Consider the following 12,940-nt stretch of genomic DNA (forward strand, 5'->3'; position numbering starts at 1 on the left):
TGTGTATATTGAAATAATCGTGCCAAAACTAAAATTGTTGCCCTATAATAAAATGGGTTTCCCAACCGTGTGGCTGATTAGTACCAGGAATTGGATCAAACCCATATCCAAAATCTATACCGAGCAAACCAAAAGCTGGCATAAATATACGCAAACCTGCTCCAGCTGAACGATTTAATTGGAAAGGATTAAAATCTTTAAAACTGTCATAAGATGCTCCTCCTTCTAAAAATGTAAGCATATAAATGGATGCTGCAGGTTTTAACGTTATAGGATAACGAAGCTCTAACGAATATTTGTTATAAATTGTTGCCCCATCTGCATCAAAATTCTGAGCATTGGCTCTACTTTCTGGTCGAAGTGATTGATCTGGATACCCTCTTAAAGCCACAAGTTCACGGCCATCTAAGGCATTTGCTCCCAAAGCAACACCTCCTAAGAAGAATCTTTCAAAAGGGATATTTCCTCGATCACCATTATAAGCTCCTAAAAATCCGTATTCTGCATTAGTTTTTAGTACTAATGGTTTTTTTCCAATGTTGAAAAGGCTAGTATACCAGGTACCATCAAATTTGATCTTATAATATTCTAACCATTTAAAACGCTCCTGATCAATTTCTCCGATTCTTTCTGCATTTTCTGAAAATTGTATAGGAGCACTTGGATCTGAACTGTTACGCAGAGCGTCTTGCTCTGTTTCAAGGTCATCTCTTTCTTCGGCAAGGGCGCTATAATCTACACCATCAAAAAGAGAATAGGGGAGTGATAGTTTAGCAACCAAATTAAATTCTGAACCTCCCACCGGGAAAATTGGATTTACAGTAGTGTTGTTACGACTTAATCCAATGGTATAGGCTAAATCATTAGAGGATCCATTACCAAATGTAAACAAGGCAGTGTTATAATTTTTTAGGTTATAGTGTCGTATACTGGCAGCCTGGGATAAGGTAAAATAGTTATCAGGCCAATTAAGTCTTTTAGCAATACCAATAGAACCTCCTGTAATAAGAAATTTACTGTTTCTATCTACTTGATTTCTACCTGTAAATAAATATTGAATAGTATGAGAAAAAGAGGTAGATAGCTGGTAGGGTCTTTTTCCTCCTAACCAAGGCTCTACAAATGATAGACTATAGGTTTGAAAAGATCTACTTGCCTGAGCTCTTACTCTAAGCGTTTGGCCATCTCCCATAGGAAGCGGGCTATATGATTCTCCATTAAATATATTTCGTATAGAAAAATTGTTAAAAGCTAACCCAAGGGTTCCTACAAAACCACCACCTCCAAAACCACCTTGGAGTTCGATTTGACTAGATCCTTTTTCTACTACAGGATAGTTAATGTCGATAGTTCCTGCTTGAGGATTAGCATTTTGAAATTGTGGTTCTAGTTGTTCTGGGTCAAAAAATCCAAGCTGCCCAATTTCACGAACTGTTCTTACTACTAAATCTTTACTATAACGTTGCCCTGGTTTAGTTCTTAGTATTCTGTATACTACATGATCATTTGTTTTGTCATTTCCTGTAACTGTAATATGATCAAAATAAGTTAGTTTTCCTTCACGGATTCTTACTTCGAAATCAATAGTATCATTATATACCCTAGTTTCTACCGCATCAATAGATGAGAATAAATATCCATTGTTTTGGTATAAATTAGTCAGATCGTCTGCATCTGGTTTGGTGTTGTCAGCAATTTGTTTTTCAAGAAGAACACCGTTATACACATCTCCTTTTCTAATTACTAATTGTCTGGCTAGTTGTTTATCTGTGTATACACTATTCCCTAGAAATGTAATATCTCCAAAATAGTGTCTGTTTCCTTCTTCTAAGGTAAGGTTTAAAGACACGCTGTTATCATCTTCGACAATAAGGCTATCAGAGGTAATACGAGCGTCTCTATACCCTTTTTCTTTATATTTTGATATGATATTATCTTTATCCTCGAGATAGTCTGCTTGTATATATTTTGATCGTTTCCAGAATCTCAAAAGCTTTTTTCGTTTGGTGTTTTTCATTGCCCCACGCACCTTAGCATCAGAAAGTTGCTCATTTCCTGTGATTACAATGTTATCCACTTTTACACGATCTCCTTTATCGACTCGCACAAGTATATTTACCTTATTACTTGGCACACTATCTTTTATAGTGATAGTATTGATGGCAACTTTGGTGTTTAAATACCCCTCTTTTTTGTACTTATTAGAGATGAAGTTGCGCGTAGTTGTGATGAGGTTTTCGGTAACTTTAGCGCCTTTAGTTAATCCATTGTCTTTGATTAATTCCTCGGCTTTACGTTTTTTAACACCTTCGATACGGGCTTCGTTTAATTCAGAAACTTCTTGTATGTTGATCTCTATATCCGCTACATCTCCTTCGATTTTGGTAATGTATAAGTTGATATCACTAAATAATTCAAGATCCCATAATTTTTTGATGACCTTGCTTATTTTATCTCCGGGAAGGAATATTTTCTGGCCTTTTTTGAGACCTGTAAAAGTAATTACGGTGTTTTCATTATAACTGGTTATGCCAGTAACTTTGATTTCTCCGATAGTGTACTCTTTGCCATTTGCACCAGGTATATTTTGTGATGTAATTGATGTTGAGTGTAATAATAAGACGAGTAACGTAAAATACGTAATAGGTAATTTTTTTATCATTCCTTTAACTGAGCTGCTCACTAGTTTTTCCAAATCTTCTTTCTCTTTTTTGATAATTCAATATGGCTTCGTATAAATCTGTTCTTTTGAAATCCGGCCATAAAATTTCTGTAAAATATAATTCTGCGTACGCAATCTGCCATAATAGGAAATTACTGATACGTTGTTCTCCGCTGGTACGTATCAATAAGTCAACATCTGGCAGGTTTTTAGTGTACAAATGCTCATTAATGACTGCTTCATTTATAAGATGTGGCGAAATTACACCATTTTTAACTTTAATACTTATTTCTTCTATAGTTTTTATGAGCTCTTCACGACTTCCGTAACTAAGGGCAAGGGTAAGCGTCATATGGTCATTAGACTTTGTCTTTTCAATAACCTCCATTAACTCTGTTCTTGCTTTTTTTGGTAAGTTTTGTAAGTTACCGATTGCATTAAGTTGGATATTATTTTTTTGAAGAGTTTTAATTTCTTTCTTAAGAGAGCTAACTAAAAGTTTCATTAATGTGTCCACTTCAAGTTTTGGTCTATTCCAATTCTCGGTAGAAAATGCGTAGAGCGTTAAGTGTTTTACTCCTATTTCTGCACTGCCTTCTACGGCTTCGCGCACTGCTTTTGTTCCTTTTTCGTGACCGGCAGCTCTAAACAAGCCTTTCTTTTTGGCCCATCTGCCATTGCCGTCCATAATTATGGCAACATGCTTAGGAATATTAGAGTTTAATTGTTTTTTATCAATCATTTTTTAGAATGCACAATAACATGGTATCCTACCCCAAGTGTAAGATAATGTTATGCCGGTAAATACATACCAGTCATTGTTGTTTAAATTACCAAATCCTGTACCAAATCTATCATCTGGATTACTGCCATCTAGATTGTCTGTAAAAGTGTATCGAGCACCTATCTCTGCACCAATTACAAAATCTCTGCCCAATGTTTTTTTAATTCCTATAGTCATAGGAATAGCAAAGTTCCATTTGTCACTATACGCATCTAATTCATTATTTGCATCCAAAGCTAATGCGCCATGACTAAATGCTGTGATCCCGCTATAAAGATAAGGCGTATATTGTGATTTTCCATCGTAAAGAAACCAATCCCAGAAATTAAATTCCATTCCTAATGATATTTCTTTTACAGAATTATTAAAACTTAGCCCTCTTTCTTTTCTTCTATCGTCTCCTTTGCTGTCATCTGCATTCAGTTTCGCATATAGAAATGAAGCCCTGAAAGCATGTCGCTTACTTCGGTTCCATTTTCCGATAGCTCCAAATGCTATATCGTTAGGGGCTATATAGTAGGTAGACCCTACATCTCCTATATAATTAGCTCCCCCTGCCATCAATCCTACTTCATAGGTTTGTGAGGTGATAGATTGTACAAAAAACAGAACAATTACGAATGATGCTAAGTATCTCATAGATTTTCAAAAGTTTGCAAATATAACAATTAACTTTAGTACACAAGGATTTGAGTAAAATAGTATGAATTTAAAAACACTTTTTAGTAGATTTTATTGTTTAATTGCGTTTATCTTCTCCCCAAAGCATCTTTTTGCGCAATGTTTTTAGAAAACTATCGTCCTGTAATACTACCATTTTAATATTAAATGAGGCTTTCTTTATTACTATAGTTGTTTCATTTGGTAGTGCGTGAATCCTTGAGTCCAAAGAAACTAGGTAGGTGTCTTCTCTTCCAGAGATTTGTAATTTAATTTCCTGATCATCGGGGATTACGAGGGGTCTTGCGTTAAGATTGTGTGGGGCAATAGGAGTGAGCACCATGCTTTTTGCTTCAGGCATTATTACCGGTCCCCCGCAGCTTAACGAATATCCTGTAGAGCCTGTGGGTGTCGAAACAATTAATCCATCTGCCCAATAGCTGGTAAGAAATTCATCATTAAGACTTGTATGCACTGTGATCATAGAGGTTGTATTTCTTCTGCTCACAGCAATTTCATTCATAGCAAAGTTTAATACTCCGAATTCTTCATTAACAGGTAATGTTTCAACGGTTACAAGGCTTCTTGATGAGATGTAAAATTTTTTATTTAATATTAAATCTATGCTGTCTTGAATTTCTTCTTTTTGAATGGTTGCTAAAAAACCAAGTCTACCTGTGTTGATTCCTGCAATAGGAATCCCCAGATCCCTTACATAGGTAATCGTTTTTAAAATAGTACCGTCTCCACCAATACTAAAGAAAAGGTCATATGAGGTGTCTAATTCTTCAAAAGTGCTAAAATGCGAATAGGTTTTGTCAATCTCATCATGAAGATTTATTAATTCTAAAAAATTCTTTTCAATGACTACTTCTACACCGTTTTTATCTAGGTTTTCTAGAAGTTGCTGGATGTAAATTCCAGAATTTTTATGGTAGAACTGGCCGTATATACCGATCTTCATTGTAATTTGATTGTGTTAGTTGATTGTTAGAAAATAGCCTTTTTAAATATTGAGATATTTTTCCAGGTATTGTGACCTTTCTTTTAAGTTAGTTAAAAATGAATCTTCTTGGTGCTTGGATATAATATTATAACTATATCGTCTAAACGTCTGAACTATATTGTTAATGTCACTATCATTAATTTTAATAGTGATTTGAGCCACATCATTTTCCATATTCGAGATAAACAACCCTAAAATCTTTGCACTATTAGACTCTACGATTTGTGAAATTTCACTAAAAGAATAATCTAAGATTCCTTTTTCTACAATTAAAATGTTTCCTGGCTCACTAAGAAAAGGGGTTTCGTTAAAGAGATTCATGATGTCTCCCAGTTCAAAAAAACCTAGATAATTATTGTTGTCATCTAAAACTGGCATTATATTAGAGTGATTTTGCGCAAAAGACTCTAAAATGTCTATCCAATTATTATCTTTTCTCACAAAGAAACCTTCAAGAGCGTATTGATATGCGATCAAAGTCTTATCAGTTTCAAAGCATCTAATATCTGCTTCGGCGATACATCCAATGTATACGTTGTCCTTTATAACAGGGAAATGGGTATATGTAAGTTCATTAAATAATAATTGCGCGTCGGTAACCTTTGTGGCTACTTCAAGCGGTGCTATTTCATTAACGATATATAAGTTTGTCTTCATAATGTATAAGAAGCTATATTATGCAAAATAATCAAAAAATATACAATCGAGGCGTTCTCAACTTTGTATTTTTGCTTTTTTAGATAAAGACATCAAAAACTATGACAAAGTTAAGTGTTAACATTAATAAAATAGCTACGCTGCGAAATTCTAGAGGGGGCAATACTCCAAATTTACTTCGGGTTGCAGAAGATATTCAGGATTTTGGAGGTCAGGGGATAACCATACATCCAAGGCCAGACGAAAGGCATATTAGGTATCAGGATGCTTATGATCTAAAGCCAATTGTACATACAGAATATAATATTGAAGGAAATCCAATTCCTAAATTTGTAGATCTGGTATTGGCTATACAACCTACTCAAGTAACCCTGGTTCCTGATGCAGAAGATGCGATAACAAGTAGTGCCGGTTGGGACACAAAAAAGCATAAGGATTTTCTAAAAGAAGTGATAGAAGAATTTGCTCGAAATGAGATCAGGACTTCAATCTTTGTTGACCCGGTAATCGAAATGATAGAAGGGGCAAAAGAAACAGGAACTGATAGAATAGAATTATATACCGAAGAATTTGCTTCAGAATATGCAAAAGGAAATAAAAATGCAATAAAACCGTATGCCGAATGTGCTCAATTAGCACTTGATATGGGTATAGGTGTTAATGCAGGGCATGACCTTTCTTTGGATAATATTCAGTTTTTTAAAGAAAACATTCCTGGTTTACTAGAGGTCTCAATCGGGCACGCCTTAATAAGTGAGTCTATTTATCTTGGATTAGAGAATGTTATTAATATGTACCTACATCGTTTAAAATAATACTGTATATGAAATTGCATGCTAATGTTTTTGGTGAAGGACAGCCTTTTGTAATTCTTCATGGATTTTTAGGTATGGGGGATAATTGGAAGACCTTGGGTAAAAAAATTTCTGAACAAGGTTTTCAGGTTCATTTGTTGGATCAACGTAATCATGGTAGAAGTGAGCATGATGATGAATTTAGTTACCCTCTCCTGGCTCAGGATTTAAAAGAATATTGTGAAACGAATAACCTGAAAGACATTAATCTTCTTGGTCACTCCATGGGAGGTAAAACGGTAATGCTTTTTGCTACAATGTATCCGTATAGTATTGATCATTTAATGGTTGCTGATATCGGACCAAAGTATTATCCGTTACATCATCAGGATATTTTAGATGGGTTAGATGCATTAGATTTTAAGATTTTAACATCAAGAGGAGAGGTGGATAAAGAGTTGAGTTCTTATGTGCAAGATAGTGGTATAAGGATGTTTCTTTTGAAAAACCTGTACTGGAAGGAAAAAGGAGTGTTAGGATTACGATTAAACCTGGAGGCGTTAATCAAAAATGCTTCAGAAATAGGAGTAGAGCTTGAAAAAGAATTAATTTACGAAGGTAAAACCCTATTCCTAAAAGGGGAAAAATCCAACTATATTCTTGAGGGTGATTTGGTTAGAATTAGAAAGCAATTTCCTAACTTTATGCTCAAAGAAATTTCTAATGCTGGGCACTGGTTACATGCCGAAAATCCTATCGATTTTTTAAACGAAGTATTGGAATTTGTTAAAAAATAGACATAAAGTATTATGTATGCATAATATTTTATGGATTACCTTGGATAATTAGTATTTTCTATTAAATTTGGAAAATCAATTTTATAAATTCCTTAATAAACAAAAACAATTCTAAATTAATTATGAAAAAACTTCTATTGTTAGTTCTATTCATCACGGTGACTGCAGTCACATATGCAGGTGGATATAGAGTTAGTATACAAGGGCAAAGGGCAATGGCTATGGGACATACCGGAGTAGCTGTGGTTAATAGTGCCGAACTTGTCTTCTTTAATCCAGCTGGACTTGTATACTTAGAGAATAATCTGAATGTTAGTGCAGGTATAAGTGGTATTTTTAGCGAAGTGATTTTTCAAAATGCAGAAGCCGGAGTTACAGCCGAAACCGATAATTCTGTGGGGACACCAATAAGTCTATATGGGTCGTACAGGATTAACGATTGGATGTCTGTAGGTCTTGGGGTATATACGCCATATGGTAGTGAGGTAACTTGGCCAACAGATTGGTCTGGATCTCATTTGGTAAATGATATCGATTTGGCGGCTATATTTGTTCAGCCAGTAGTTTCTTTTAAACTTTCAGAGTATTTTAGTATTGGTGGTGGTCCAATCTATGTTACAGGTTCTGTAAACTTTAATCGTAATTCTAATAGAACAACAACAGATATTAATGGTGTTCGATCAAATGTTACTGTTGATGACTCTGGTGTAACTAACTGGGGATGGAGTGTTGGAGCCATGTTTAATCCAACAAAAAATCTTAGAGTAGGATTTAACTACCGTAGTAAAATTATTATTGAATCAGAAGATGGAGAAGCTACTTTTGCTAACTTCCCTAATTCTTTGGCAGCTCCACCTAATGGGCCAACAAGTTTTAGAGCAGAACTACCGTTACCAGCAGAGTTAACTGTTGGTTTGTCTTATGAGTATAAGAAATGGTTATTTGCCTTTGATTTCAACAGACAATTCTGGGATGTATATGAATCTTTAGATCTTACATTTGGTAATGGTGCACCGGCATCTATAAATCCTCGTAATTACAAAAACTCATCTGTATACCGTTTTGGATTACAGTATGAGGCAACAAAAAAGATTACATTAAGAGCAGGTTATTATATAGACGAATCTCCTGTTCAGGAAGGTTTCTTTGCTCCAGAAACACCACGTAATGATTCTGATGGGTTCTCAGGTGGTTTTAGCTATGCAATTACACCTAAGTTAGCTATTGATGCTTCTTTCTTCTTTCTTAGATTCGATGAAGTTGATGCGTCATACGATTCTTATCAGGAAAATGGACAGAGTGTTCCTTTTGGAGGAACTTATGAGTCAAGCGCATTTGGGCCTGGACTTGGTTTAACTTATAAAATGTAATTAATGATGATAAAGAATAATATAAAATATTTAGCAATTCTGGCACTAGGATTAGTTGCATGTGAGCCAGAGTTTGATAATCCAATTGAAGAAACAAATAATTTTACTAGCGGAGAATTAGACTTAAGTAATTTTGTAGCGCTAGGAAATTCTCTTACTGCAGGTTTTGCAGATGGAGCTTTGTATATTACTGGGCAAGAAAATTCGTATCCAAATATATTGGCTCAGCAATTTAAATTTGCCGGAGGTGGAGAATTTACGCAGCCCCTAATGGCTGATAACACTGGTGGGTTTGCTGGAAATAACGATGTTTTTCCTCCAAGGTTAGTTTTGGTGTTTGATGAGAATCAAGAACCAGTAGGGCCTGCTCCTTATACCGGAGCTGCTTCTACCACCGATATCACTGCTAATTTAGGTAGTACATTCAATAATATGGGTGTTCCTGGAGCTAAGAGTTTCCATTTAGCGTTTCCAGGATATGGTGCTCTTAATCCTTATTTCGGACGTTTTCAACAATCTGCAACATCAACAGTTGTTGGCGATGCCTTAGCGCAAACTCCCTCATTATTTAGTCTGTGGATAGGTAACAATGATATTCTTGGTTATGCAACTTCTGGTGGTACTGGAGAAGATCATAATATGACTGGTAATATAGATCCAAGTACTTACGGTGATAGTGATATTACAAATAACGGGGTATTTGCACAAACATATGCCGGTTTGGTTGATGCGCTTGCTGCTGGAGGTAGAAAAGGGGTATTGATTGATTTGCCAGATGTTACCTCTATTCCTTTCTTTACAACAGTGCCTTTTGCACCATTGAGCCCTTTAAATGAGGAATTTGCATCACAGATACCAACAATTAATGCAACGTATGCTGGATTAAATATGGCATTTGCAGCATTAGGAGTTCCAGAACGAGCTATAGAGTTTTCTACTACTGCAGCTAGTGCTGTAGTTATTAAAGATGAATCATTAACAGATATAACGGCTAATTTAACTGTTGCGATCACTCCTGCATTTGGACCTCTTGCACCAATTATTGCAGCGCAATATGGTCAGGCAAGACAAGCTACAGAAGAAGATTTATTAGTGTTAACGAGCTCTCGTGTAATTGCTCAACTGGATACAGATAGAGTTGCCGAGTTGGTTGGACTGGGAGTTCCTCAAGATCTTGCGGGACAATTATCTGTAAAAGGTGTGACATTGCCTTTAGAAGATCAATATGTATTAGTCCCAGCAGAACAAACAGCTATTACAGTGGCTCAGAATTCATATAATGAAACTATTCGAAATCTTGCTACTGCTAACGGTTTGGCTTTTGTGAGTATGAAATCTCAATTGGCTCAGGTGGCAAGTAGTGGGGTTCCTTTTGACGGTGGTATTATTACATCGACATTCGCTTCTGGGGGAGGGTTCTCTTTAGATGGAGTTCATCCAACACCAAGAGGCCATGCATTAGTAGCTAATGGAGTATTAGATGCCTTAGAGAAAACATATGGTTTAGTAGTACCAAGAGTGAACCCAGGTGAATTTGGTACGGTTACCGTAAGTAATGAAGTGAATTAAATAGAGATAAGATTCTAATTAAAATATAAAACCTGCTAACTTGTTAGCAGGTTTTTTTATATTCATATAAAATAAATACAGGCATATGAAATTTTTACTAAAATTGATTCTAACGGCTGTTGCCGTGCTGTTATTGGCAGAGGTATTACCTGGTGTAGCCATTAATAATTATGTTAGCGCCTTGATTGTAGCACTTGTTTTAGCAATTTTAAATGCAATTGTAAAACCTATTTTGGTAATTTTAACATTACCAGCTACTATTATTACTTTAGGGTTGTTTCTTCTGGTTATTAATGCTGCAATTATTTTGTTAGCAGATTATTTTATAGCCGGTTTCGATGTTCGTGGATGGCTTTGGGCCTTGATATTTAGCGTATTGTTATCAGTTTTTCAATCGATACTACATTCTATTTTGAAAAAAGATTAAAGCTAACTGTTTTTCAAGTAGTTAAAAATTTGTTGGGACATAAAAAAGTATTACTTTTGCAACCCAATTTTTAGTAGTAAATCGTAGTAGATTATGAATATTTCAAAAGAACAATTAGACGAATTAAATGCTGTTGTAACAGTAGATATCGCCAAAGCAGATTATAGTGATAAGGTGGATAACATCCTTAAAGACTACCGAAAGAATGCCAATATTCCTGGTTTTAGAAAAGGTCATGTTCCTATGGGACTTGTAAAGAAGCAGTACGGAAAAGCGGTTTTAGTAGATGAAGTAAACAAACTGTTACAGGATGCGTTAAATAAATACCTAACCGAGGAAAAACTTGATGTTTTAGGGAACCCATTACCTAAAGAAAAAGAGAATTTTGATTGGGATTCCGATAATTATTCTTTTGAATTTGAGCTTGGATTAGCACCAAAATTTGAAGTAAAGTTAAATGGTAAAAAAGCCATTACCCATTATAAAATTACTGCTACAGACGATATGATTGATAACCAAATCAAAACTATCCAAAAGCAATACGGTAAATTGGTTTCTAAAGATACTGTAGAAAAAGACGATTTGGTGGCAGGGACTTTTGTAAATGAAGAAAAAGAGATCAATAATGTATCTACTGTCTCTTTAGAGAAGATTAAAGGAAAGAAAAATCTTGATAAATTTATCGATGCTAAAGTAGGAGATGTTATTAAGCTTAAAACGAAAGGATTGTTTGGTGACGATCACGATCTTATTAGCGCACTAAAAATTAACCATGACGAAGCTCATGACTTAGATATAGAAGTTTCTTTTACTATTTCAGAAATAAACACTCAAGAACTTGCAGATCTGGATCAGGATTTATTTGATAAACTATATGGGCCTGGTAATGTAAAAACAGTTACAGATCTTAAGGAAAAAATCAAAGAAGATGCAGAGCGTCAATTCGAGCAACAATCAGATCAGCGATTGCTTAATGATATTACAGAAAATGCATTAGAAAATACCAAATTCGAACTACCAGTTGAGTTTTTACAGAAGTGGATTCGCGCTACTGGAGAGGAGCCTTTAACCGAAGATCAGGCTAAAGATGAGTATGAAAAAAGTGAAAAAGGGTTGCGTTATCAGTTGATCGAAGGAAAAATAATTAATGATAATAATCTTCAGGTTACTTTTGACGAGCTTAAAGACTTTGCTAAAGACTTGATTAAAGGACAAATGGCTCAATTTGGGCAAACTTCTCCTGAGGATAAAGAATTAGAAGATATAGCGGCTAGAATATTATCTAACCAAGAAGAAGTTAAGAGAATTTCTGAACAATTGATGAGTCAAAAATTGTTAAATTATTATAAAGAGAACGCTAAACTTAAAGCAAAAGAGGTTAGTTTTGACGAATTCATAAAAGAAGTTTACAAATAATTAATGTTGTAATTTACTAAGGAATTTATACTTATATTTAGGGCGTTAAACCATCTTTAGTTTAGCGCCTTTTTTATAAATAAAATTTTCAGCAATAAGAAATATGGATTACGGAAAAGAATTCGAAAAATATGCTACGCAACACCATGGAATTAATAGTAATTACTATGGTAAAATCGTAAGTAGTATGTATCCAACAGGTATGACTCCTAATATCATCGAAGAACGTCAAATGAATATTGCTATTTTTGATGTTTTCTCCAGATTAATGATGGATAGAATCATATTTATGGGTACAGGTATTAATGATCAGGTAGCTAATATTATTCAAGCTCAATTGTTATTCCTTGAAAGTGTAGATTCCTCAAAAGATATTCAGATTTATATTAATTCTCCTGGAGGTAGTGTATATGCAGGTCTTGGGATTTATGATACTATGCAATTTATAAAACCTGATGTAGCAACAATTTGTACAGGTATGGCAGCTTCAATGGGTGCAGTATTATTATGCGCAGGTCAGAAAGGAAAACGCTCTGGTTTACCACATAGCCGTGTAATGATTCACCAACCATTAGGAGGAGCTCAAGGGCAGGCAAGTGATATAGAGATCACTGCTCGAGAGATTTTAATCTTAAAAGAAGAATTATATAAGATCATTTCTAAGCACTCTGGGCAAACCTATGATAAGGTATACGAAGATAGTGATAGAGATTATTGGATGAAGGCTGATAAAGCACTGGAGTACGGAATGATTGATGAAATTTTAACTAGAGAATAAAGTGTTTTCCTGTTAGAAAG

12 protein-coding genes are annotated in these 12,940 nt (G+C 34.9%); 7 read left to right on the top strand and 5 right to left on the bottom strand.

All coding sequences use genetic code 11. The annotated features are described in order from the left end of the window. Positions 1-28: 28 nt before the first annotated feature. From ABW637_RS21360 to ABW637_RS21380, 5 genes are all read right to left on the bottom strand, one after another. Positions 29-2,662: a BamA/OMP85 family outer membrane protein gene (locus tag ABW637_RS21360; protein WP_367586772.1), complete on the bottom strand. Its 2,634-nt coding sequence runs from the start codon at positions 2,660-2,662 to the stop codon at positions 29-31. A 4-nt stretch (positions 2,663-2,666) separates the two neighbouring features. Continuing rightward, positions 2,667-3,404 carry an undecaprenyl pyrophosphate synthase gene (gene uppS, locus ABW637_RS21365; protein ID WP_367586773.1) on the bottom strand — a complete coding sequence of 246 codons (738 nt, stop codon included), beginning with the start codon at positions 3,402-3,404 and terminating at the stop codon, positions 2,667-2,669. A 3-nt stretch (positions 3,405-3,407) separates the two neighbouring features. Beyond that, the gene (gene porG / locus ABW637_RS21370; protein ID WP_367586774.1) at positions 3,408-4,085 is read right to left on the bottom strand and encodes a type IX secretion system protein PorG; all 678 of its coding nucleotides are present in this window, start codon (positions 4,083-4,085) and stop codon (positions 3,408-3,410) included. Between the two features lie 100 nt (positions 4,086-4,185). Further along, a complete protein-coding gene (locus ABW637_RS21375; protein WP_367586775.1) occupies positions 4,186-5,070 on the bottom strand; it encodes an NAD kinase in 885 nt (294 codons plus the stop codon). A 42-nt stretch (positions 5,071-5,112) separates the two neighbouring features. Then, the gene (locus ABW637_RS21380) at positions 5,113-5,769 is read right to left on the bottom strand and encodes a CBS domain-containing protein (protein ID WP_367586776.1); all 657 of its coding nucleotides are present in this window, start codon (positions 5,767-5,769) and stop codon (positions 5,113-5,115) included. Positions 5,770-5,870: 101 nt separating this feature from the next. On the opposite strand from ABW637_RS21380, the gene ABW637_RS21385 reads away from it, so the two are divergent. From ABW637_RS21385 to clpP, 7 genes are all read left to right on the top strand, one after another. Then, the gene (locus tag ABW637_RS21385) at positions 5,871-6,584 is read left to right on the top strand and encodes a pyridoxine 5'-phosphate synthase (protein WP_367586777.1); all 714 of its coding nucleotides are present in this window, start codon (positions 5,871-5,873) and stop codon (positions 6,582-6,584) included. Between the two features lie 8 nt (positions 6,585-6,592). Beyond that, a complete protein-coding gene (locus ABW637_RS21390; protein WP_367586778.1) occupies positions 6,593-7,360 on the top strand; it encodes an alpha/beta fold hydrolase in 768 nt (255 codons plus the stop codon). Between the two features lie 122 nt (positions 7,361-7,482). Beyond that, positions 7,483-8,730, top strand: coding sequence for an OmpP1/FadL family transporter (locus ABW637_RS21395; protein ID WP_367586779.1), 1,248 nt, complete (start codon positions 7,483-7,485; stop codon positions 8,728-8,730). 3 nt (positions 8,731-8,733) lie between these two features. Continuing rightward, a complete protein-coding gene (locus ABW637_RS21400; RefSeq protein ID WP_367586780.1) occupies positions 8,734-10,299 on the top strand; it encodes a G-D-S-L family lipolytic protein in 1,566 nt (521 codons plus the stop codon). Positions 10,300-10,384: 85 nt separating this feature from the next. Then, positions 10,385-10,726 carry a phage holin family protein gene (locus ABW637_RS21405; RefSeq protein WP_367586781.1) on the top strand — a complete coding sequence of 114 codons (342 nt, stop codon included), beginning with the start codon at positions 10,385-10,387 and terminating at the stop codon, positions 10,724-10,726. Between the two features lie 93 nt (positions 10,727-10,819). Further along, positions 10,820-12,142, top strand: a complete 1,323-nt coding sequence (gene tig / locus ABW637_RS21410; protein ID WP_367586782.1) for a trigger factor — start codon at positions 10,820-10,822, stop codon at positions 12,140-12,142. A 103-nt stretch (positions 12,143-12,245) separates the two neighbouring features. Further along, complete coding sequence (gene clpP / locus ABW637_RS21415) at positions 12,246-12,920, top strand: ATP-dependent Clp endopeptidase proteolytic subunit ClpP (protein WP_367586783.1); 675 nt, start codon at positions 12,246-12,248, stop codon at positions 12,918-12,920. Positions 12,921-12,940 lie beyond the last annotated feature (20 nt).

The organism is Aquimarina penaris, assembly GCF_040786285.1.
Classification (GTDB): Bacteria; Bacteroidota; Bacteroidia; order Flavobacteriales; family Flavobacteriaceae; genus Aquimarina.

Coding starts and splice junctions, on each gene's coding strand:
- ABW637_RS21360 (WP_367586772.1), bottom strand. CDS start 2,662: ATGATAAAAAAATTACCTATTACGTATTTTACGTTACTCGTCTTATTA.
- uppS (WP_367586773.1), bottom strand. CDS start 3,404: ATGATTGATAAAAAACAATTAAACTCTAATATTCCTAAGCATGTTGCC.
- porG (WP_367586774.1), bottom strand. CDS start 4,085: ATGAGATACTTAGCATCATTCGTAATTGTTCTGTTTTTTGTACAATCT.
- ABW637_RS21375 (WP_367586775.1), bottom strand. CDS start 5,070: ATGAAGATCGGTATATACGGCCAGTTCTACCATAAAAATTCTGGAATT.
- ABW637_RS21380 (WP_367586776.1), bottom strand. CDS start 5,769: ATGAAGACAAACTTATATATCGTTAATGAAATAGCACCGCTTGAAGTA.
- ABW637_RS21385 (WP_367586777.1), top strand. CDS start 5,871: ATGACAAAGTTAAGTGTTAACATTAATAAAATAGCTACGCTGCGAAAT.
- ABW637_RS21390 (WP_367586778.1), top strand. CDS start 6,593: ATGAAATTGCATGCTAATGTTTTTGGTGAAGGACAGCCTTTTGTAATT.
- ABW637_RS21395 (WP_367586779.1), top strand. CDS start 7,483: ATGAAAAAACTTCTATTGTTAGTTCTATTCATCACGGTGACTGCAGTC.
- ABW637_RS21400 (WP_367586780.1), top strand. CDS start 8,734: ATGATGATAAAGAATAATATAAAATATTTAGCAATTCTGGCACTAGGA.
- ABW637_RS21405 (WP_367586781.1), top strand. CDS start 10,385: ATGAAATTTTTACTAAAATTGATTCTAACGGCTGTTGCCGTGCTGTTA.
- tig (WP_367586782.1), top strand. CDS start 10,820: ATGAATATTTCAAAAGAACAATTAGACGAATTAAATGCTGTTGTAACA.
- clpP (WP_367586783.1), top strand. CDS start 12,246: ATGGATTACGGAAAAGAATTCGAAAAATATGCTACGCAACACCATGGA.